The 22,380-nt window shown below is 40.9% G+C and carries 15 protein-coding genes; 14 read left to right on the forward strand and 1 reads right to left on the reverse strand.

The window, feature by feature from the left end; all coding sequences use genetic code 11:
- Positions 1–76: 76 nt before the first annotated feature.
- The 5 genes from KZZ04_RS05935 (at position 77) to KZZ04_RS05955 (ending at position 8,059) form a co-directional block, all read left to right on the forward strand.
- Entirely contained in the window at positions 77–1,303 is a 1,227-nt protein-coding gene (locus tag KZZ04_RS05935) for a threonine/serine exporter ThrE family protein (protein ID WP_082653575.1), read from the forward strand.
- Positions 1,304–1,449: 146 nt separating this feature from the next.
- Positions 1,450–3,498 carry a S9 family peptidase gene (locus KZZ04_RS05940; protein WP_219422124.1) on the forward strand — a complete coding sequence of 683 codons (2,049 nt, stop codon included), beginning with the start codon at positions 1,450–1,452 and terminating at the stop codon, positions 3,496–3,498.
- A 138-nt stretch (positions 3,499–3,636) separates the two neighbouring features.
- Complete coding sequence (locus KZZ04_RS05945; RefSeq protein ID WP_219422125.1) at positions 3,637–5,289, forward strand: RluA family pseudouridine synthase; 1,653 nt, start codon at positions 3,637–3,639, stop codon at positions 5,287–5,289.
- A gap of 230 nt (positions 5,290–5,519) precedes the next feature.
- Positions 5,520–7,439, forward strand: coding sequence for a tetratricopeptide repeat-containing diguanylate cyclase (locus tag KZZ04_RS05950; RefSeq protein WP_219422126.1), 1,920 nt, complete (start codon positions 5,520–5,522; stop codon positions 7,437–7,439).
- Positions 7,440–7,633: 194 nt separating this feature from the next.
- On the forward strand, positions 7,634–8,059 hold the full coding sequence (locus KZZ04_RS05955) for a hemerythrin domain-containing protein (protein WP_058403167.1): 426 nt from the start codon (positions 7,634–7,636) through the stop codon (positions 8,057–8,059).
- 86 nt (positions 8,060–8,145) lie between these two features.
- On the opposite strand, the gene KZZ04_RS05960 is transcribed toward KZZ04_RS05955, so the two are convergent.
- Positions 8,146–8,559: a hypothetical protein gene (locus KZZ04_RS05960; RefSeq protein WP_219422127.1), complete on the reverse strand. Its 414-nt coding sequence runs from the start codon at positions 8,557–8,559 to the stop codon at positions 8,146–8,148.
- A 247-nt stretch (positions 8,560–8,806) separates the two neighbouring features.
- On the opposite strand from KZZ04_RS05960, the gene KZZ04_RS05965 reads away from it, so the two are divergent.
- The 9 genes from KZZ04_RS05965 to KZZ04_RS06005 all read left to right on the forward strand — a co-directional run bounded on the left by KZZ04_RS05965 (position 8,807) and on the right by KZZ04_RS06005 (position 22,372).
- Positions 8,807–11,161, forward strand: coding sequence for a TonB-dependent siderophore receptor (locus KZZ04_RS05965; RefSeq protein ID WP_219422128.1), 2,355 nt, complete (start codon positions 8,807–8,809; stop codon positions 11,159–11,161).
- A 190-nt stretch (positions 11,162–11,351) separates the two neighbouring features.
- Entirely contained in the window at positions 11,352–13,505 is a 2,154-nt protein-coding gene (locus tag KZZ04_RS05970; protein WP_219422129.1) for an FAD-dependent oxidoreductase, read from the forward strand.
- Between the two features lies 1 nt (position 13,506).
- A complete protein-coding gene (locus KZZ04_RS05975; protein ID WP_219422130.1) occupies positions 13,507–14,313 on the forward strand; it encodes a DUF547 domain-containing protein in 807 nt (268 codons plus the stop codon).
- Entirely contained in the window at positions 14,300–15,577 is a 1,278-nt protein-coding gene (locus KZZ04_RS05980; protein WP_219422131.1) for an ABC transporter substrate-binding protein, read from the forward strand. Before KZZ04_RS05975 ends, KZZ04_RS05980 begins: the two co-directional genes overlap by 14 nt.
- Positions 15,574–17,328, forward strand: coding sequence for an ABC transporter permease (locus KZZ04_RS05985; protein ID WP_219422132.1), 1,755 nt, complete (start codon positions 15,574–15,576; stop codon positions 17,326–17,328). Before KZZ04_RS05980 ends, KZZ04_RS05985 begins: the two co-directional genes overlap by 4 nt.
- 22 nt (positions 17,329–17,350) lie before the next feature.
- Positions 17,351–17,989 carry an ATP-binding cassette domain-containing protein gene (locus KZZ04_RS05990; protein WP_219422133.1) on the forward strand — a complete coding sequence of 213 codons (639 nt, stop codon included), beginning with the start codon at positions 17,351–17,353 and terminating at the stop codon, positions 17,987–17,989.
- A gap of 27 nt (positions 17,990–18,016) precedes the next feature.
- The gene (locus KZZ04_RS05995) at positions 18,017–18,661 is read left to right on the forward strand and encodes a CDP-alcohol phosphatidyltransferase family protein (RefSeq protein ID WP_219422134.1); all 645 of its coding nucleotides are present in this window, start codon (positions 18,017–18,019) and stop codon (positions 18,659–18,661) included.
- A complete protein-coding gene (locus tag KZZ04_RS06000) occupies positions 18,654–19,442 on the forward strand; it encodes a sterol desaturase family protein (protein ID WP_219422135.1) in 789 nt (262 codons plus the stop codon). Before KZZ04_RS05995 ends, KZZ04_RS06000 begins: the two co-directional genes overlap by 8 nt.
- Positions 19,443–19,708: 266 nt before the next feature.
- Complete coding sequence (locus KZZ04_RS06005) at positions 19,709–22,372, forward strand: glycoside hydrolase family 16 protein (RefSeq protein WP_219422136.1); 2,664 nt, start codon at positions 19,709–19,711, stop codon at positions 22,370–22,372.
- Positions 22,373–22,380: the final 8 nt, after the last annotated feature.

A 22,380-nucleotide genomic window follows, 5' to 3' on the forward strand; every position in this document is an offset into this window, starting at 1 on the left:
AGTAGCGACACGTTTAGCCCCGCAAAATGATTAAGTATTATTGCGGATTGGTTCTACACACTGGCCTAAATAAGATTTGAAAACTGCAACCTTTACAGAAAAACGCAAATTTATCGTTAAATTAGGTAAAATGCTTCACAAGTACGGTACGCCTGCTTACCGCCTAGAAGCTCATCTAATGGAAGTAGCCACATACCTAGACCTTAAATCGTCATTTGTTATGTCGCCTACTTCAGTTACTTTTGTTATTTGGACCGACGGCCATGAAGATGAATACACACATGTGGCACGAGTAGATCCTGGCGATCATGACTTAGGCTCACTTGCCGACACCGACGACCTAGTAAATAAAATGCTCAACGGTGATCTTACACTTCAAGAAGTAGACCAACAGCTCGACATCATTTTTGATGCACCAAACCCATATAATAAACTGACCACAGGCATTGCGTTTGCAACCTCGGGGGGTGCTTTTGCAATGCTTATGGGAACCAGTTGGACCGATGTAATTTGGTCGGCGTTGCTCACCCTTGTAGTGTATTTATTTGTTTTGTGGTCTATGCGCTCTAAACGTGTAGCGCACATGCTTGAGCCTCTTGTTGCTATTGTTTCAGCAATATTGGCATGCGCTGTAAGTGTTTATATTACCCCTGAAGTAAACATACGCTTGGTGGTACTTTCGGCCATTATTGTATTTATACCGGGCCTTGCGCTTGCACTTGGACTGGCTGAGCTTGCAGCGCGGCATTTAGTGTCGGGCACAGCACGCGTTATGGACTCATTTATGCTGCTGTTTAAGCTATATTTTGGTGGTTTTATAGGTATAGGCATTGGCTTTGCACTATTTGGCCAAGCAGACTTTGTTCAACCAGAGCCTTTACCAAGCTGGACGCCTTGGCTTGCTATATTTTTATTATGTAGCAGCTTAATAGTCATATTTAGAACCAAGCTAAAACATGCGGGTTGGTCTATTGCATCAGGTTTTATAGCCTATGGTACCAGTATTGGTTCTGCCATGTACCTTGACTACACGTTGGGTACCTTTGTAGGCGCGTTATCGGTTGGTATTTTTAGTAACTTATTTAACCGTGTTGCTAATGCGCCGGCTTCCATTGTTGCAATGCAAGGCTTAATTGTATTAGTACCAGGTAGCAAAACCTACATTGGCTTAAACTCGCTTATTGAAGGGCAAGACTTTGTATATGCAGAGCACATAGGCCAGCAAACGTTTTTAATATTTATGTCGCTTGTAGCAGGGCTTATATTTGCAAACGTGGCCCTGCCACCTAAAAAAAGTTTATAAAAGACAGCGCGGGGTCATTCCGCGCTACTCATCATTTATTTTATCACCCTCATTTAACGCCCTCTTTTGAGCATTAATCGCATTTTTTAGTTTATTGACCTTAGCTTGTTATACTAATCTGGATTTTAAAAATAAAGGATATAACAATGCTAAAAACTAGCTTAGCGCTGGCAATCGGGCTTTCAAGCTCACTTGCATTTGCGCAATCAGCAATAACAGTTGAAGATATACCAAAAGTAAAATCGGTAATACAAACAAGTGTAAGCCCTGATGGCGAAAGCGTTGCATTTACACGTTCGTTACCACGCACGCTTTACGTTGACGAAAATGGCAGTAATTACAGCGAACTTTACGTTGTAGACGATGAGGGTATTGAACGCCCATTTATTACCGGCTCGGTTAATATAAAAAGCATTCAATGGTCAAACGACAGTAAAACAATATACTTTTTAGCGAAATTAAAAGACGACAAATTTACTTCTCTATACCAGATCCCAGTTGATGGCGGACAAGCACAAGCTGTTATGTCGTTAAAAGGGACTTCTATTTCAAGCTATCAACTAAGCCCTGATAACAAACAGCTTGCGTTATTAGCCATGCCAGCTGCTGACAAATCAGATAAAGAATTAAAAAAACTTGGTTTTAAAGCAGAAGTATACGAACTAGGTTTAAAAAACAAACAACTCTTTATTGTTGATTTAGCTAAAGCTGACAAACCATTGTCGCCAACAGCCATAAACATAGATAGCTACGTAAGTGATGTAAATTGGTCTGCAGACAGTGAAAAACTACTCGTTAAAACCCAACCTACTGCACTTATTGACGATCGCTATACCAAATCAATGTGGCACCTTTATGATATTGCTAACGAAAAAGTAACTTTATCGTTTAAAACACAAGGTAAACTAGGCGACGCAGAGCTATCGCATGATGGTAAGTATGTGGCTATTTTGGGCGCAGAGGATCAGCATGATCCTGCTACTGGACGCTTATTTATTGCCGACACTGAAACCGCAAAAATCACTGAGTGGTTGCCTAACTTTATGGGCCACGTAGTTGATTTTGAATGGTCGCATAAGCGCAGCACACTCAACTTTATTGCCAGTGTAGGTACACAAAGCTTTGTTGCCAGTATTAAAGCAGGCTCTAATAAGTACAAAAAGCTAGTTGATGAAGGCCAATTCATTGCAACGCAGCTTAGTGTTTCTCATTCAGATAAAACATTAGCTCTTCGTGGTAACAGCGCTAAACATCCTAACGAAGTGTTTATTGTGCGTAGTAAAAAAGCAAAGCGTTTAACCGATTCTAACAACTGGTTAAACGATAAGCGTTTTGCAAAACAAGAAACCATCAAGCTTAAAGCGCGTGATGGTGTTGAGTTAGACGGCGTACTTGTCTATCCGCTCGATTACAACAAAGGCACACGCTACCCACTTATTATGTCAGTACATGGCGGCCCAGAAAGTCACGACAAAGATGGGTGGATCACCAATTACTCTCGCCCAGGTCAAATGGGTGCAGCACGCGGTTACGCGGTGTTTTATCCAAACTATCGCGGCTCTACAGGTAAAGGCGTTGATTACTCAAAACTAGGGCAAAACGACTATGCGGGTAAAGAGTTTGACGACTTGGTGGACTTTAAAAACCATTTAGTAGAAATGGGTTTAGTTGACAGTAAACGCGTTGGTATTACGGGTGGCTCATACGGCGGTTACGCCTCTGCTTGGGGTGCAACAAAACTAACTGAGCATTTTGCAGCAAGCGTTATGTTTGTGGGTGTAACTAATCAGCTATCTAAGTTTGGTACTACTGACATCTCTAACGAAATGCACTTGGTACATGCCCGTTCATACCCATGGGATAAATGGCAGTGGTACTTAGAGCGCAGCCCTATTTTTTGGGCTGGCCAATCTGAAACACCATTACTTATTATGCACGGTAAAGACGATCCGCGCGTTCATCCAGCACAGTCAATGGAGCTATACCGCTACATGAAAGTACAAGGTAAAGATGTTCGCCTGGTTTATTACCCAGGTGAAGGTCATGGTAACCGTAAAGTGGCAGCACAATATGACTACAGTCTACGTTTAATGCGTTGGATGGATAACTATTTAATAGAAGGTAAAAAAGACATGCCTGATTACGAAATAGACCATGCAGCAAAGCTTAAAGCTGTAAAAGATGCCAATAAATAATTTGTGGTAAGTTAAATAATGAGGCCAACATTATTGTTGGCCTTTTTTTATTATTTGTATAACCAATATCACCCACCAAGCTCATGTTGTGGTAAAATCTAAATCAATTCTTCGTCTCAATCTCATAATTCGACTGCTATGCCAAACAGCCCTTGTTTTACTCCATTTGCTCAACCTGTTTCTACTATTTCGTTACCGGAACAGTTTACTTACCCATTTTTTTACGAGCCACACCCACTGACTATTGCAGCAAGCGAACAATTGCAACAGCAGCTCGAAACACTGCCACATTTAAAAGCTGAAAACGCGGGTAAAATGTTTGGCGTATTAGTGGTTAAAAATGAGCAAAACGAACTTGGTTTTTTAGCAGCCTACTCAGGGCAAGTTGATGCAGACAAAGCCAGCATTGACTTTGTTCCCCCTATTTCAAGTATGCAATTGAACGATGAAAACTACTTAGCCAAAAGTAAAATAATAAATGACATAAACGCGCAAATAGACGAGCTTGAACACAGTGAGCAGCTAAAAAGCATAAGCCAGTTATTAGCAACAGCCAACGAAGGCTTTGAAAAAGAACTGCAAGCGCAGCATGCTTTAATGCAAAAAAGTAGAAAAAAGCGGAAAAAACAACGCAGCGACGCTGAAAAAAAATCGAGTAAGACTAAAATTCAGCAACTCAAAAAAAAGCTGGCAACTCAGAGTATTGAAGAAAAAAAACAGCTTCAGGCATTAAAGCAAAAATGGCAAACACAGCTAGTCACGCTTGAACAAGCGCATAGCAAAATAGACGATGAGCTTGAGCATTTAAAAAAACGCCGTAAAACACTCTCTAAAAGCTTACAAAAAATGCTATTTGCCCAGTATCAATTTCTTAATATTGAGGGCGAAACAGAAGACCTTAATGCTATCTTTGCTAAATTACCTGAGCACACGCCAGCATCGGGAGCAGGTGACTGCGCAGCGCCTAAGTTACTTCAGCATGCGTTTAAACATAAATTAACGCCTATTGCCATGGGTGAATTTTGGTGGGGAGCGCCGCCAAAATCAGCGGTTAGGCAACATAAAAACTACTACCCTTCTTGCTTTAGTAAATGCCAACCTATTTTGGGCCACATGTTAAAAGGTTTAAACGTAGAACCGAGCCCGCTTCTCAATAACCCGGCACAAGGTAAAGAGCTTGCTGTTGTTTATCAAGATGATGATTTGGTAATAGTGAATAAACCGGCAGAGTTTTTATCGGTACCCGGCATTACCATAGACGATTCTGTATTTTTGCGTATGAAAACACAATTTCCAGAGGCTACAGGCCCACTTATTGTGCACCGATTGGATATGTCTACTTCCGGGCTATTAATTATTGCCCTAAATAAACGGGCACATAAAGCCATTCAAAAACAATTTATTGAGCGCACAATAGAAAAACGCTACGTTGCTTTAGTCGACGGCAACATAGAGCAAGAAAGCGGGACTATAGAGTTACCCCTTACACCAGACTTTGATGATAAACCGCGCCAAAAAGTGTGTTACCAAAAAGGTAAGCCTTCACTAACAACATGGCAAGTGCTTGAGCGAAAAAACAACACAACACGCTTGCAGCTATATCCTAAAACAGGCCGCACACACCAATTGCGAGTGCACTGTGCACATGTTTTGGGTTTAAATACCCCTATTGTTGGTGATACACACTATGGTAAAAAAGCAGACCGATTACATCTGCACGCTGAGTACTTGGCGTTCACACACCCGATTACTCATGAACGATTAGAGTTTAAAGTTGCCGCTGATTTTTAATAATTAAGCATTAAATTATGCGTTTAATACCGTGCTAATACTAAGATTATGGACGTAGATATTTTTTAAAATAACTTTTATGATAATGTGATTACATGATTAACGCCGTGAAAACATCTATTTATATTTTATTAGCTACACATTTTGGGTGTAATTTTACGCACACAGTTTAAATAACTGAGCGTTGTCGTAGTATTAAGTAACGTATACTAAATTGGTAAGGGACTAACATGATGATAAATATACAAACGCAAATGAGCTACCTCAGGGCAGTGATTAAGCCGGTTGTCGTTATCTTTTTTTTACTTGCCACTTTTCAAAGTACTGCTAACTCTGCAAATACGTCCTCCATTGAGTTAAGCCAAAAAGCCGTAAGCGTACTTATTAAAAATGTAAGAACCGATAAGCTTGATTACCTGCAAAACAAAAAACAAATTACTCAAGCGTATGAACTGAGTAAATTAAAGTATAGTAACTCACTACATTTAGAATCCGCTGCCATTTATGCCGAGCTTCTTTTTAGACAAGAAAAGTATGATGAGCTAAATGCCCACCTTAATGAGTATTTAGCAAATCAACAACTGCCTAAACAGCCCGACATTTTACTGCTATTTTTAGAGTCACAACTAAAATTACTGAGCTTGAAAAAAAAGCTCAAACAAGCAAGCGATGTTATTAAAAAATTAGAAACGCGTTATGCGCAATCTACACCCGCCGAAAAAATTATCATATTAAAAGCCTTCGCGTTTTATTATACAGAAACAGATGACCTAAAAAAAACCTTAAGTGTTGCACTTGACGGATTAGAGCTAGCAATTCAAAAAAATGATATTGCATCGCAAGGTTACTTCTATAGAAAAATAGCCGACGCTTATAATTACTTAGACGAAAAAGAAAAAGGCATTATTTACGCTAAAAAAGCACTCGTTGCTTACCAGCAAACACAAGATGGCTTATATACAGCAAAAGCCTATTGGAGTTTAGGTAACGTATTGCTTGAAATAAACAAGCTACAAGAAGCACTTATTTATTTTGATAAAGCACTCGCCTATTTTGAATCTGTTGATATGCAAAAAGGACTTTCTTTTGCACAGTATTCAATTGCTAACATTTTGTATAAACAAGAAAACTACGAAGACGCTTTAACCCTAGCAAATAAAAACCTTAAAGTTGCCCGTGCAGCTGAAATAGGCGATATGAAACTAGCAACAATGATCTTAATGTTAGATATCTATTCAAAACAAGGCTTACCTGAAAAAGCCGATAAAATGAATGATCAAGTATTTTCGATGTTAGACGACTTTAGTCGCAGCATTTACAAAGCTGAATTTCTTCAAAAGCGATATCAATTAAAACGAAACCTAAACAAAACAGACGATGCATTTGATGCTATGGAGCAAATGCTTACATTTATAAAAAAGCATTACGAAGCCACCAGCGAAACAAACATTAAAACACTGCAAATAAAATTTGAAGTGAAAGAAAAAGAAGAAAAAATACTTCAATTAGAATACGACAAAAACATAAATGAGCTACTTGCTAAAGAAGAATATCAACAAAAAATTATTTGGCGTTTAAGCGCAACAATTGCATTTATTTTAGTTCTTGTGTCGTTATTACTCATTTATAAACAGGTACTTCAGCGTAAAAAATACTACAGTATGGCGCTAACAGACTATTTAACTAAAAGTTTTAATCGACGCGGTATAATGAAAAAAGCCGCTAATACACTTAAACAAAGCAACGCAACTATTGCTATTGTTGATTTAGATTTATTTAAACATATCAACGATACCTATGGCCATGATGTAGGGGATGCAGTGCTTGTTGCCTTTGCGCGTGCAGCACAAAGTATACTCGACGATGGTGACCAATTTGGCCGCTATGGTGGTGAAGAATGGTTATTTGTTTTAAACACAGTAGATAAAAAAAGTGTTGAAGCAACATTCGATTCTATTGCTAATGCGCTAACTAATTATTGTAGTGAAATACAAGGCTTAAAAAACACAGAAACCATTACTTTTAGCGCAGGCGCAGCAATTAGCACCTCTTCTAATCGCTCACTTGAAAAACTCATCATCCATGCCGATGAGCTTCTTTATAAAGCCAAACAAAATGGCCGCAATCAAGTTAATGTAGAGCAGCCCTAGACGCATTAGGGCTTAGCAAATATCAGCACGCTTAGTAAGTAAGAAATTATTTCACCCTCTTGTCTGTAAAAAATACATAGATAAAACAGCCTAGCAAACACAACAAATATAAAACCAAGTAATTTCATAAAGTTACACTATGGCACTACGTTTGCTTCACTCGTTACAAGCAACGTAATTAATTAGGAAGATTTATGAATATTTTTGAAGCACTACGTAATGACCATGATAAACAACGTGAATTAGTTGATGCGCTTATTCAAACAAAAGGCGATACACAAAAACGCCACAGCTTAATGGATGAGCTAAAAACGCAGCTAGAAGAACATGCCAAATTTGAAGAGCGTTACTTTTATAATCCATTAATTTGTGAAGACTTAACACAAGAAAAAGCCCGTCATAGCGTTGCCGAACACCACGAAATAGACGAATTAATTGAACAACTTGAAGACACCGAAATGAGCTCGTCGGCATGGTTGGTCGAGGCTAAAAAATTACACCATTTAGTGCATCATCATTTAGATGAAGAAGAACATGAGGTATTTCAGCTAGCGGGTAAAGCGCTGTCTGAAGGCCAAAAAGAGCGCCTAGGCGATAAATACAACGACGCAATGCACTAACCATTGCAGGTAACAAATTCATACACCTCCCTGTGTACTTTTGGTTATAAGCTAATTAGCTTATAACCATTTTTTGTATTAGCGCTCTACTTTACTGTGAATTTAATGTCTTGATCACGTAATAAATACAGAACAAAACACGCTGCCCACATTGGCCACGCTGCAAAAAATAATAAGTTATTAAATCCATCTATATATTGGTTATACGATGATAGCGTAGACAAACCATGCATTATAAAAACCACACCGTAAGTAATTCGTTTTTTGAACCCTGCTAAAAATGCCAACATTAAAATAAGCTGAAGCGCGCCCAATACATAAGCAACAACGTCAGTTGAGCCATTAATCCCATAAAAGTGTTCGAATATACGTGCACTGTGACCCGGATTCACAAACTTATCGAGAGTCCACATTATCATTACTATAAAAACACCTAAACGAAGCGACAAAAGTGACCACTGTAAACGGCTTTGAACATCGCTACTTAAAGAACCTGTCATAAAATTTCCTTTAAAAATATATAAATAAACCAAGAATTGAACAAGACCGTATAAGCTATGATTAATTTCAGACTATTAAGATTTAATGCGAATCGGTAATCAACAATAGTTAACGTTTAAAGACTATAATAAGCATAATTTACAAACATCCATTCTAAAAATTAAAAAAGTTAAACTTTGATTGAAAGATATTTTTATTCTTTTCGGTCTTTATCGCCAGTAACTAATTACACTAGAGAGACAACGCTTGAAACACGCATACTTAGCATTATCCTTAGCCACTATATTAAACACTCCCCTTGTAGCCTTTGCAGCTGAAAAAACGCAAGCACAAGATTCGATTGAGCATATTGAAGTGGCAGGCCAAGTTATAAAGTCTCAAGGACTTTCTGTTAAAAATGAAACAATTGACGGCCCTTTTGGCGATAATTTAGCATTGCAAGACATAGCACGCTCAGTAACACCTATTTCAAGCGAGTTAATAGAGCAACTAAACATTACTACTTTACAAGACGTATTAGCAGTAAGCCCAAACACCTATTCTGCAAGTGGATTTGGTGCGCCAAGTTTACCTACTATTCGTGGCCAATTGGGTGAGCTTTTTCAAGATGGAACACGTCGTCAAGCAGGAAACAACGGCTTTGGTGTTCCTTTATCGTTCAACTCTATAGAACAGATAGATGTTGTTAAAGGCGCTCCACCTGTTTTATTCGGTTCGAGTCAGCGTAATGGTGGGTTTGTTAATTTACACTCTAAACAAGCGTCGACTGACGAAAGTAAGGGTAAAGCGAGCTTATCAGCAGGCCGTTGGGATCAATACAGTGCGCAAATTGACTTTACAGCCCCAATAATCAAAGACAAAGTAGGCTTTAGAGTAAGCTATGAGCACCTTGATCATGGTAGCTACTATGATTATTCGGGCACTAAAAGCGACAGCTTATTTGCTGCATTACGAATATTACCAGATGACAAAAGTAGCTGGGATATTAACTTTGAACTATACCAAGTTGAATTTACCGACAACGCCGGTATTAACCGCCCTACTCAAGCACTTATCGATCATGGCCTTTATATTACCGGCCAAGGCGTACAAGCAAATGGCAGTACAGTACCAGCTGCGGGTTCAATTGTGTCGCCTACTGGGCTAGTAAACATTGATCGCAGCACCGTACTTACCGACCCTGATAACCAAAACGAAGCTACAACCTATTTAATTCACAGCATTTATAAACGCGAGCTAAGCGCAAATGCTTCTATTAAAAACATTAGTTACTTTCAACATTTACAACGTGAAGAAATAGCACAAAATAGCTTTGTTGAAATTATTGACGGCGCCGACACTGCGCAAAATCGCACTGAGCTTACCTACCAATGGAACAGTGACCAGCAAACAATTTTTGCCTTCGACGTACGCTATAACAAAGTACTTGGCTACAGCCAATTTACTACCGAGGCTGATTTACCAATTGATTTAACTGGCCCACTTTCAAACCGCCGCATTCCCTTAACCGATGCACAAAAAGCACGTTTAGTAGAGCTTCGCCCTGGTGTGTTCGTATCACCTGGAGCGCAGTACGATATAAATAACGACGGTAGCGGCGACTTTAACCTATCAGACACTACTGACTCACGTTCATGGCAAACAGGATTTGCAATTCAACAAGACTCAGATTGGACTGATAAATTTCATACTAGCGTGGGTTACCGTGTTGATTATTACGATGTAGAAGCGCGCGACCCAATTGCACCACAAGGCCAAGTTGCCGCAAGCGATAGCATTAACGACACGCTACAATCAGGCCAAGTGAGTTTTAATTACAAACTAAATGTTGATTTCACCGGCTACGGTGCTGCCAGTTATAACGAAGCCACATCAAATAGTATGGCTGGCGGTAATGTACTGGGTGGCGGCAACGTTATTAGTGCACAAAACTTTGCAACCGAAAACACGCTTGTAGAGTTTGGTTTAAAATATGCACCAACCAACAGCGATTGGTATGCTGATGGTGCCTTATTTAGCCAACGCCGCAGCCTACGTAATCGTGATGGCAGCAATACAGGTATTCGTACCACCGGTTTTGAAAGCCAAGTATTCTATGATGCTTACCCTTACTGGTTAAGCGCAGGTTACAGCTATATTGATGCGCGATACGATAATTCAGCAAGTAGTCAAGATTCAGCACAAGTGGCCGATGCCTTTGACAACTCACGCCCAGACATTATTGCAGGTACTGGCGTTGGCGCACCTAGCTTTACACCATTTGCACCATCGAACAGCCAAGTACAAGGTATTCCTGAGCAGTCATTCAGTTTTAATGGAAATTATTCAATTAATTCGAAATGGCAAACTGGCTTTTCGGGTCTATATACAAAGAGTTACCCATTAGATTTTTTACAAACAGTTAAAATTCGTGATCAATACACGCTAAACATTAATACTAGCTATGCATTTACGCCTAGCACCAAGTTGCGTTTAGATGTGAATAACATCACAAACCAAAAAAACTGGCGCCCTGTATTTGAAGGCGGTTACTTTGGCGCAACCTTGGCATTCCCTGAATTGCCAATAAATGCCAAGCTAACGCTGACCCATAAATTTTAAGATTTATGAATACTTAGCTTTTCTAGGTTAAATTTACATCAACCTGCTAGGTATTTAAGCAGGGCAAAGCCTATGTGATGTCATTATCTCACATAGGCTTTAAAGTAAAATGAGTGCTAAACAGGCGCAGCCCAAAGGGTTTACCTAGGGCAATACGAAAGGTCAATAGGCCCTAATTAAGAGAGAGAACATGATAAAAAAATTATTTTTGATAGTGATTGCAGCCGCTGCTATTGGCGCGTTCTTTCATTTTAATTTACACCAGTTACTAACACTTGATGGCTTAAAAGGGTCAATGGACCAATTTGACCAGTACAAGGCGCAGTCGCCGCTACTTGTTATTGGCGGCTTCTTTTTACTTTATGTGGTAGTGACAGCTCTCTCTTTACCGGGTGCGGCTATTTTAACGTTGGCAGCAGGTGCGCTATTTGGATTAGTTGAGGGTTTATTGGTTGCGTCATTTGCATCTACAATTGGGGCAACACTTGCCTTTTTAGTGTCGCGTTATTTATTACGCGACTCTATAAAACAACGTTTTCCTGAGCGTTTAGCAGCTATTGATGCGGGCGTTGAAAAAGAAGGTGGCTTTTACCTATTTACACTTCGTTTGGTGCCAGTATTCCCGTTCTTTTTAATTAATTTACTAATGGGTGTTACAGCTATTAAATCGTGGACCTTCTACTGGGTAAGTCAGGTAGGTATGTTGGCGGGTACGTTTGTATTTGTAAATGCCGGTACTCAGCTTGCGCAAATTGAGAGCTTGTCTGGTATTTTATCCCTCGATCTTATCCTTTCATTTGCCCTGTTAGGTGTATTCCCATTAATAGCGAAGAGTATTCTAAACGTATTTAAAAAACGTCGTGTATACAAAAATTACACTAAACCTAAAAAGTTCGATCGAAACATGATTGTTATTGGCGCTGGAGCTGGCGGCTTAGTGACAAGCTACATTGCAGCGGCAGTTAAAGCCAAAGTAACCTTAATTGAAGCCGGCGAAATGGGTGGCGACTGTTTAAACTATGGCTGCGTGCCAAGTAAGGCCATAATTAAAAGTGCAAAAGTGGCAGAACAAATTCGTCATGGCGAGCATTACGGGCTTGAAAACACCACACCGCAGTTTTCGTTTAAAAAAGTAATGGCACGTGTACATAAAGTAATTGCCGACATCGCACCTCACGACAGCATTGAGCGCTACACAAACCTAGGCGTAGATGTTGTAAAAGGCTACGGTAAATTATTAGACCCATGGACGGTAGAAATTAAGCTTAACGATGGCGGCACACAAACATTAACCGCCCGTACTATTGTTATTGCCACTGGCGCACGCCCATTTGTACCGCCATTACCTGGTATTGAAGAAACAGGCTATGTAACAAGCGATACATTATGGACTAAATTTGCTGAGCTTGAAGAAGCCCCTAAAAAGCTTGTTGTACTTGGCGGTGGTCCAATTGGGTGCGAACTTGCACAAAGCTTTGCCCGCTTAGGATCAAATGTTACGCAAATTGAAATGGCTGAACGTATTATGATCAAAGAAGACCTAGAAGTGTCTACCTTTGCTCACGAAGCGCTAACGCAAAGCGGCGTAAACATTTTAACCTCGCATCAGGCACTGCGCTGTGAAGCGCGCGATGGCAAAAAGTTCATTGTGGTAAAACATAACGATACCGAAATCGATATTGAATACGATGAGCTACTATGTGCTGTGGGCCGAAGCGCTCGCCTTAAAGGTTACGGCCTTGAAGAACTCGGTATTGAAACTAATCGTACCGTAGTCACTAACGAATACCTTGAAACACTCTACCCTAATATTTTTGCCGCTGGCGATATAGTAGGACCGTATCAGTTTACGCATGTAGCCGCTCATCAGGGGTGGTACGCCGCAGTAAATGGCTTATTTGGTAACCTTAAAAAGTTTAAAGTAGATTACCGTGTTATTCCGTGGACCACATTTATTGACCCAGAAGTAGCACGTGTTGGCTTAAACGAGCAAGAAGCGATTGAAAAAAGCATAGACTATGAAATTACTCGCTTTGAATTTGAAGAGCTAGACCGCGCCATTACCGACAGCGCCACCAAAGGCTTTATTAAAGTAATTACACCAAAAGGCAAAGACAAAATCCTTGGTGTTACTGTGGTATCTGAGCACGCTGGCGATTTAATAGCTGAGTTTGTACTGGCAATGAAACACGGTTTAGGCCTTAACAAAATACTAGGCACAATTCACAGTTACCCTACGTGGGCTGAAGGTAATAAGTACGCAGCGGGCGAGTGGAAACGCGCTCATGCACCTGAAAAAGTACTTAACATGCTTGAAAAATACCACTCATGGCGCAGAGGTTAATATGTTTAAAACACCTCTAAAAGCGCTATTGTTAGGGTCTGCTTTGCTTGCAACATCGTTTGCAAGCAATGCTCAAAACATGCACGACAGCTGGAACGTATTATTAAACAATCATGTTGTAGCTATTAATCATGGCCACAGCACAGAGGTCGATTATTCAGCAATTAAAGCCAAGCACAGTGAACTTAAAACCTATTTAGATTCACTATCGGCGGTTACGCAAAATGAGTTTGATGAATGGAGCAAACATAAGCAGCTGGCTTTTTTAATCAATGCGTATAACGCCTTTACTGTTGAGCTTATATTGACTAAATACCCAAGTCTTAAATCGATTAAAGATTTAGGCAGCTTTTTTAGCTCGCCGTGGAGCAAAGAGTTTGTGCCATTACTTGGTAAAACTCGTAGCCTTGATGATATTGAGCATGGTTTAATACGCAGCAGTGGTAAATACAACGACCCTCGTATTCACTTTGCTGTAAATTGTGCCAGTATTGGCTGCCCAGCACTGCGCGAAGAAGCCTACACAGAATCTAAACTCGAATCACAATTACACCATCAAACTGACCGTTTTTTATCTGATATGACACGTAATATGGCGCACGATAACACACTAAGCGTGTCTTCAATATTTAAATGGTACGGTGATGATTTTGAACAAGGTTTTAGAGGCGCTAATTCGTTACAACAGTTTTTCTCACAATACGCAGACGAGCTAAAACTGATACCCGCTCAGCAAAAAGCGCTTGAAAATGACGACATGAAAATTAAGTTTTTAGATTACAACTGGGATTTAAATGCTCGCCAATAAATTTTGGCAAACATTATCGCGATACAGCTTATGCTGTGTCGCTTTTTGCATTTGCCTTGTTATTGGTTTTAAAAGCCTAGCAAGTACACAATTACAAAGCCGCTGGCAGCAAGTTGAGAGCCTAGGCAAAGACCAAAGCGTATATTTTTATGCGTGGGGTGGCGATGCGCAAATAAATGCGTATATTCAATGGGCTGCGCAGCAAGTAAAAACCAAATACAACATTAACTTAGTACACGTAAAGCTAAGCGATACCAGCGAAGCAGTAAGCCGGGTACTTGCAGAAAAATCAGCTAATAATAACGATAAAGGCAGCGTAGATTTAATTTGGATAAACGGTGCTAACTTTGCCACCATGAGCGAGCACTCATTATTACTTAACCAATGGGCTAATAAGCTGCCTAATTTTAGCTACACCGACCCTAGTAATAACCCCGCTGTTAATTTTGATTTTGGAATACCCACCAATGGAATGGAAGCACCTTGGGGCCAAGCATCGCTCACCTTTTATTACGACAGTTTAGCAATTGACGACACTGCAAATAACACACTACCAACAACCCTAACCCAATTACTTAGCTGGAGCGCACAAAACCCGGGGCGCTTTAGTTACCCAAAGCCACCTGATTTTTTAGGAATGAGCTTTTTAAAATACGCGCTTGTCATGCTACATCAACAAAGTGATGACACACTTAAAGCGCAGTTAAATCAGCCAGCTACTGCACAAAACACAGCCCAAGTATTAAACCCGTTATGGGACTTTTTAAATAAGCTGCACCCAACACTTTGGCGCGATGGCAGCCATTTTATGCAAAGTGGTGCACAAATGCGCCGCTTAGTAGGCGACACTGAGCTAAGCATAGCGTTTACGTTTTCAGCGCCCGAAGTACCCGCCGCCGTTAAACGTTATGATTTACCAAAAAGTATTCGCAGCTATGCAATGCAAGATGGCAGTTTAAGTAACACTCACTTCGTCGCTATTCCTTATAATGCAAGCCATGCACAAAGTGCGCAATTGGTGGCTAATTTTTTATTAAGCCCGGAGGCGCAAGCACATAAGCAAAAACCTTCAGTTTGGGGGGATAAAAGTGTATTGATTCAATCTACATTGAGCCAAGAGCAGAAAGCCTTGTTTAAAACGGTGGAACCGCATCCAAGCGCATTACCCTTAAATAGCATTAAACGCACGCTAAGTGAGCCACACCCAAGCTGGGTAAACGCTATTATGCAAGGTTGGCAAGCGCGCTTTGGGGTTAGCCAATGAGTGTTGTTTCAAATAAGTTAGCAGCAAGCCCAACGCTTAAATCACATAAAAGCGCCGATATGTTTAGTAAATTAGTTAAATTAAGCCCACGCTTTTTACTGGCATTGCTTATTTTGCCCGTAATAGGCGGATTAATTAGCGTACTATTACCCGCTTTTGGCTATGCGCCGGTACTTGAACATACAACACTTGGCCTGCATGGCTTTACTATGCTTATGCAAACACCCGGCCTTACACACATGGTTATGCTAAGTGTTGGCACCGGATTAATAAGTACCTTACTTGCCTTTATTATTACGTTAATGATTTTAGCTGCATTTTTTAATAGCCCGTGGCTTAACCGTATTCAACGTTTACTGAGCCCAATACTGGTAATACCCCACGCAGCAGCGGCTATAGCGGTTGGTTTTTTAATTGCTCCTTCGGGTATGATCTCGCGCTTAGTATCGCCTTGGTTTAGTGGGTGGGAACTTGCGCCTAACGGCATATTTCCGCATGATTCGTTTGGTATTAGTATAATTTTAGGCTTAACCCTTAAAGAGCTGCCTTTTTTACTGTTAATGGCGCTAGGTGTGCTTGCCCAACCTGAGCTTGGCAAAAAACTGCGCCACCAACATAAAGTAGCGCTTAATTTAGGCTACTGCCCTATCACTGCCTTTTTTAAAGTGATACTGCCAAACCTTTATCCATTACTGCGCCTACCTATTTTAGCCGTATTGGCTTATGCCAGCGCAAGTGTAGAAATGCCACTTATTTTGGGGCCAAATACACCGCCCACCTTAGCTGTCGCCATTATGCATTGGTTTAACGATGTAGATTTAAACCTGCGCATTAAAGCCTCTGCGGGGGCATTATTGCAGCTTGTACTTACTGGTGGTTTACTAGCTCTTTGGCTTGGCGGCGAAAAAACTATAAAAGCATTATGTAGCGATTTACTCACCAATGGCGAGCGAGAATATGGCGGTGTTTATTGGCAAAAAATAACGACCGTATTAACAGTATTTGTAATTGGCTTTATTTTGCTTTCATTAATTGGCTTAATTATGTGGTCGGTTGCCGGATTTTGGCGTTTTCCGGCGGCACTGCCCGAACAGCTCACGCTATTTCACTTTAAAAGTGCACTAATGCAAATGCAAAGCCCGCTTTGTAATACCCTTGCGATAGGGCTAGTTACTACGTTATTTGCCATTATTATTACGCTTTTGTGCTTAGAGTCTGAGCAGTTAAATGCAAAACCCCTATCGCGCTTTACCAGCTTAATTATTTATTTACCGCTGCTTGTACCAAGTATTGCGTTTTTATTTGGCCTAGTGTGGCTGCAGCAACTAGCAAATAACCAAGCCGCGTTTTTTAATGTGGTATTTACCCATTTATTGTTTGTACTACCGTATGTGTTTTTATCGCTTGCGAGCAGCTATAGGCGATTAGACCCTCGCTTTGCTCATGTAGCAGCAAGCCTTGGCGCAACGCCCTGCAAAGTGTTTTTACAGGTAAAACTACCCCAGTTGTTTGCACCTATTTTGATTGCGGCTGCACTTGGTTTAGCCATTAGCTTTGGCCAATACTTACCTACACTTTTAGCCGGTGGCGGGCGCATAGCAACCATAACAACCGAAGCGGTTACCCTTGCTAATGGCGCAAGTAGGCGTACCAGTGCTGTGTATGCCATTATGCAAATGGCATTGCCACTCATTGGCTTTATCCTGGCGTGGGTTTTACCTAAGTACTTTTTTAAAAGCGCACATCGCTAACCCATAAATTAAAAGGTTTTTAATGCAGTCATCTTTAGAGATTAAAAATTGTGAGCTTTATCGTCAACATGAGCAATTACTAAGCTTAAACGAGCAGGTAAAAGGCGGCGAAATACTTACTATTATGGGGCCATCAGGCAGTGGTAAATCAAGTTTATTAAATTGGCTTACCGGCACATTACCCAACGGCTTTAACGCAAGTGGCGAAGTGTGGCTTAACGGTGAAAATATTAATAACTTGCCTGCTCATTTACGTCACATAGGTGTGCTTTATCAAGATGCGTTATTATTCTCGCATTTGTCGGTAAGCGGTAACATTGCCTTTGCTATGCCTAAAGGCAATAAAAAACAGCGCTTTGAAAAAATAGAGCACGCGCTTGAGCAAGTAGGATTAAAAGGCATGGCTAATCGCCACCCCGACAATCTCTCTGGTGGGCAACAAGCCCGCGTTGCTTTACTGCGTATGCTATTGAGCGAGCCAAAAGCTATTTTGCTTGATGAGCCATTTAGCAAGCTCGATACCCAATTAAGAGTAGATACCCGCGAACTGGTATTTAGCCAAATACGTGAGCATAAATTGCCCGCTATTATGGTAACCCACGATCATAGCGATGCAGAGGCTGCAAACGGCAAACTGATCACCTTAAATTTAGCCAAATAAACGCACAAAAAGCACAAGGCACTAAGTATGTTAGACAAATACATCACCCCGGTAATAAAGCCACTCTTAATTCCGGTTGTAGCGTTAATGTACAAGCGCGGTATAACGCCCGACCAACTCACTGTGGTTGGTTTTTTAATAGGGCTATTAGCTGTGCCATTAATTGCGTATGAAATGTGGTACGCAGCGTTAACAGCTATTGCTTTAAATCGTATTTTAGATGGGCTAGATGGCGCATTGGCACGCCATGCAAATTTAAGTTCAAGCGCTGGCGGTTTTTTAGATATTACCCTCGACTTTTTATTTTACGCGGCAATTCCGCTTGGCTTTATTTTGGCAAACCCCGAGCAAAACGCCATTGCAGGTAGCGTATTACTGGCCACCTTTATAGGCACAGGCTCAAGCTTTTTAGCTTTTGCCATAGCCGCCGAAAAATTTAAGCTCGAAAAACCTCAGTTTAAATACAAAAGTTTTTACTATTTAAATGGCTTAACCGAAGGCACAGAAACCATAGCGCTGTTTATTGCCTTTTGTATTTGGCCGCAGCACTTTGCCATAATGGCGAGTATTTTTGCCACTGCGTGCGCTATTACTATTTTTACACGTATACATGGAGGATATAACACGTTAAAACTCCAAGAAGTTGATGAGGTTACACAAGCCAATGAGTAATGAAATTTGGTGGCGTTTAGGGTTCTTTTTCAGCATTTTGGTTATTATGATGCTGCTAGAATCGCGTATGCCTGCGCGTAAATCGCCTATAAAAAGTAACACCCGATGGTTTGCTAATTTTGGACTCGTGTTTGCTTCATCATTAATTGCGCGCTTAAGTGTGCCCATAGGCTTAACCGCCGTAGCGCTTTATAACCAAGAGCACGGCATAGGTTTATTTAATCAAATAGCCACACCAAGTATTGTTGCTATTATTTTAAGCATGTTACTGCTTGATATACTTATTTATTGGCAGCACCGGCTTTTTCATCAGGTGCCTATTTTGTGGCGCTTGCACCGTGTACACCACGCCGATGCCCATGTAGATACCAGTACAGGTTTGCGTTTTCACCCTATCGAAATTGTACTCAGCATACTTATAAAGCTCATTGCCGTTACCGCCTTAGGTGTGCCCGCTATTGCTGTATTAATTTTTGAAATAGCACTTAATGGTTTAGCGCTGTTTAACCATGCGAATATTCGCTTGCCAAATGCAATAGAAAAACCACTTCGGCTCATATTAATGACTCAAATACTGCATCGTATTCACCATAGTCAACGTGTGAGCGAAACCAATTCGAACTACGGATTTAGCGTTATATGGTGGGACAAACTGTTTGGCAGTTACAAAAATGAAGCGCAAAAAGCCGATAACGAGATAGATATTGGCTTAAAAGAATACCCAAGCCAAAAACAAAATGCGTCTCTTTGGGCTTTGTTAATCATGCCATTTAAAAAATAAGTAACACCTATTCTCTTAAAAAATAAAATATTAAAACAATATTACGCAGTTTGATTACTTTAGAACTACAGTTAATGCGTTAATCAGTAAATTAATTGTAAATAATTTAGACAAATATGTTGACCAAATCACAACTGCACAATACTATTTGTAAGCGCTTACAATTGCACACACAAATGTAAGCGCTTACAGAAAGTATAAAAGCTATAAAATCAACTAAACTTAAACACATATTCTGACAATTATCAGTTGAACGGGGTTCAGTTATGAACATTGAAACAACACGCATTACACGCCTTTTGGCAGCTATTTCATTAGCGTCTTTGGCCGGCTGTGGTGGTGACGCTGCAACAACAAACACGAATACAGAAGTCGTTAATTCTTCAGAGCCAGTCTCAGATTGGCGCATGGTATGGAATGACGAATTTGACGGCACTAGCATTGATACAAACAAATGGAACTTTGAATTAAATTGTGCTGGTGGTGGTAATAACGAAAAGCAATGTTATACCGATAGCGAAGAAAATGCCTTCATCAAAGACGGCATGCTTAATATAGTTGCTCTTCCCGCAGAAGAAGGCGCACCAAAACCTTACACATCAGCCCGCCTTAATACCCGTTACAACGCAGATTTTACTTATGGCCGTTTTGAAATGCGTGCAAAATTACCGTCTGGTCAAGGTAGCTGGCCTGCATTTTGGATGATGCCAACTGATGAAGAATACGGCACATGGCCACGTTCTGGTGAAATTGATATTTTAGAAGCTGTAAATCTTAAAGTAGCCGCTGAAGATGGCACTGTTGAATCATACGTACACGGTACTCTTCATTACGGTCGTGAATGGCCAAATAACTCTAGTTCAGGTAAAGCTTATTTATTACCTGAAGACATGAACCCAGCTGATGATTTTCATACCTACGCTATAGAGTGGCAAGAAGGTGAGATCCGCTGGTATGTAGATGACTATTTATACGCTACACAACGTCGCTCAGAAGTTCGTTACAATTCAAAAGACGAAGCTGTTGGCCTTAAACATAAAGGCTGGTTTGCTGAATACTTTGAACAAGGAAGCGGCGAACTTACAACGCATTGGGATAACGCCCCTTTCGACAAAGATTTCTACCTGATATTGAATCACGCAGTTGGTGGAGATTGGCCTGAAAACGTTAACAATTTAGGTATTGATGCAGACGCGTTTGCACAAGGTCAAAGCTTTGAAATTGATTACGTTCGAGTATACGAATGTGCATCAAACCCAAGCACTGGCAAAGGCTGTGAAACAGTTCGCCCAGGTTACGACAGCCTAGAAGACGCACTTGTAGAAGGTGCAGCACCTGTGCCTACACCACCAAGCGACGGTGTAGCCAGAAACCTTGATATATTTAACGGTAACCTAGACGCCAACTGGATTGCATGGGATTGTTGTGGCGGCACTGTACCAGAAGTTATCACTGATGCAGACAAAGGTGACGTTGTTAAATTTAACATAAATGATAACAACGGCACCGTGCTTGGCTTCTCTACACGCGGTGGTCACTTTGCAGACGATTTCACAGGGACATCGTCTCCATTTGATGCATCTCCATTACTAGATTTAAACGGCCGTTTAACGTTTGATATGAAAGTGGTAACGCCTCCAACATCAGATACTACGTGGATACTAAAAGCAGAAGCAGGTGATGGTGGCCCAAATACAGGCGACGTACCATTAATTGAAAGCAATGAAGGCGTAACGCCTGCAACTGGTCAATGGCAAACATATACTTTTCCATTATCACTACTTCAAGAAAAAGGCTTAGATTTAAGTGCAATTGATGTACTTATGGTGTTTCCAGCATGGCAAACAGGCGAAGGCGCTGAGTACCTTATCACTAACGTAGCAATTGAAGGTGATGTTGGTGCTTCTCCTGAGGTTGTTTTATTCGACAACGGACAAAGTTTAGATTGGCCTATGTGGGATTGTTGTGGTGGTTCAACCCCTGTTGAAGCATTAGACGACGAGGAACACGGTTTGACTGCAGAATTTAGCATTGGTGAAGCGCCTACAGTAATGGGCTTTAACACACGCACTTCTGCGGGTGGAAGCGGCACACCGTTCGATGCGACTAGCATTTTAGAAAATGGCGTTCTTCAGTTTGAACTAAAAGTAATGTCAAATCCTAATAACCCAGATTCAACTTGGTTAATGAAAATAGAATCAAATGAGGGTGACTCAGCAGTAGAGCTTCCGTTAACAGACGCAGGTGACGCACCAGTTGCCGGTGAATGGAAAACTTACACCTATACCTTAGCTGACCTGGCAGGTGCAGGCCTGGATGTTAGCGCAATTGATGTTGTTATGATTTTTCCAGCGTGGGGCACTGGTGAAGGTGCAGTATATCGTGTAGATAACGCTAAAATTTATGACCCAAGTGCAACATCTGCAGCAGGAAGTGAAATTACAATCTTCCAAGATACAGCCGCAGAGCAATGGAGCATCTGGGACTGTTGTGGCGGTTCAACGCCAACTGAAGAAACAGACGATAGCGACCATGGTACCGTTGCTGAGTTTGTAATTGGCTCAGCGCCAACTGTTATGGGCTTTTTAGCCGATGAAGGTGTTTCTTTTGATGCCTCGTCTATCCTTGCAAATGGGGTTGTGCAATTTGAAATGAAAATGGTGACTCCACCTAACGCAACGGATGCTCAATGGTTATTTAAAATTGAGTCAACTGGTGCAGCATCAGCTGTGGAGCTCCCTCTTGCAGAAAGTGTTGAAGGTCAAGTGCCGGTTATTGGTCAATGGCAAACATACACATTTACATTACAATCACTTTTTGACGCCGGTTTAGATATCAGTGATATCAACGTGTTAATGGTTTTCCCAGCATGGGGTACGGGTGAAGGCGCGGTTTATCGTATCGATAACGTGATTATTGCAAACCCGTAGAACAACCA

Source organism: Pseudoalteromonas sp. CR1, assembly GCF_019392235.1.
Taxonomy (GTDB): domain Bacteria; phylum Pseudomonadota; class Gammaproteobacteria; order Enterobacterales; family Alteromonadaceae; genus Pseudoalteromonas.

Coding starts and splice junctions, on each gene's coding strand:
- KZZ04_RS05955 (WP_058403167.1), top strand. CDS start 7,634: ATGAATATTTTTGAAGCACTACGTAATGACCATGATAAACAACGTGAA.
- KZZ04_RS05975 (WP_219422130.1), top strand. CDS start 13,507: ATGTTTAAAACACCTCTAAAAGCGCTATTGTTAGGGTCTGCTTTGCTT.
- KZZ04_RS05940 (WP_219422124.1), top strand. CDS start 1,450: ATGCTAAAAACTAGCTTAGCGCTGGCAATCGGGCTTTCAAGCTCACTT.
- KZZ04_RS06000 (WP_219422135.1), top strand. CDS start 18,654: ATGAGTAATGAAATTTGGTGGCGTTTAGGGTTCTTTTTCAGCATTTTG.
- KZZ04_RS05980 (WP_219422131.1), top strand. CDS start 14,300: ATGCTCGCCAATAAATTTTGGCAAACATTATCGCGATACAGCTTATGC.
- KZZ04_RS05995 (WP_219422134.1), top strand. CDS start 18,017: ATGTTAGACAAATACATCACCCCGGTAATAAAGCCACTCTTAATTCCG.
- KZZ04_RS05970 (WP_219422129.1), top strand. CDS start 11,352: ATGATAAAAAAATTATTTTTGATAGTGATTGCAGCCGCTGCTATTGGC.
- KZZ04_RS05990 (WP_219422133.1), top strand. CDS start 17,351: ATGCAGTCATCTTTAGAGATTAAAAATTGTGAGCTTTATCGTCAACAT.
- KZZ04_RS05985 (WP_219422132.1), top strand. CDS start 15,574: ATGAGTGTTGTTTCAAATAAGTTAGCAGCAAGCCCAACGCTTAAATCA.
- KZZ04_RS05960 (WP_219422127.1), bottom strand. CDS start 8,559: ATGACAGGTTCTTTAAGTAGCGATGTTCAAAGCCGTTTACAGTGGTCA.
- KZZ04_RS05945 (WP_219422125.1), top strand. CDS start 3,637: ATGCCAAACAGCCCTTGTTTTACTCCATTTGCTCAACCTGTTTCTACT.
- KZZ04_RS06005 (WP_219422136.1), top strand. CDS start 19,709: ATGAACATTGAAACAACACGCATTACACGCCTTTTGGCAGCTATTTCA.
- KZZ04_RS05950 (WP_219422126.1), top strand. CDS start 5,520: ATGATGATAAATATACAAACGCAAATGAGCTACCTCAGGGCAGTGATT.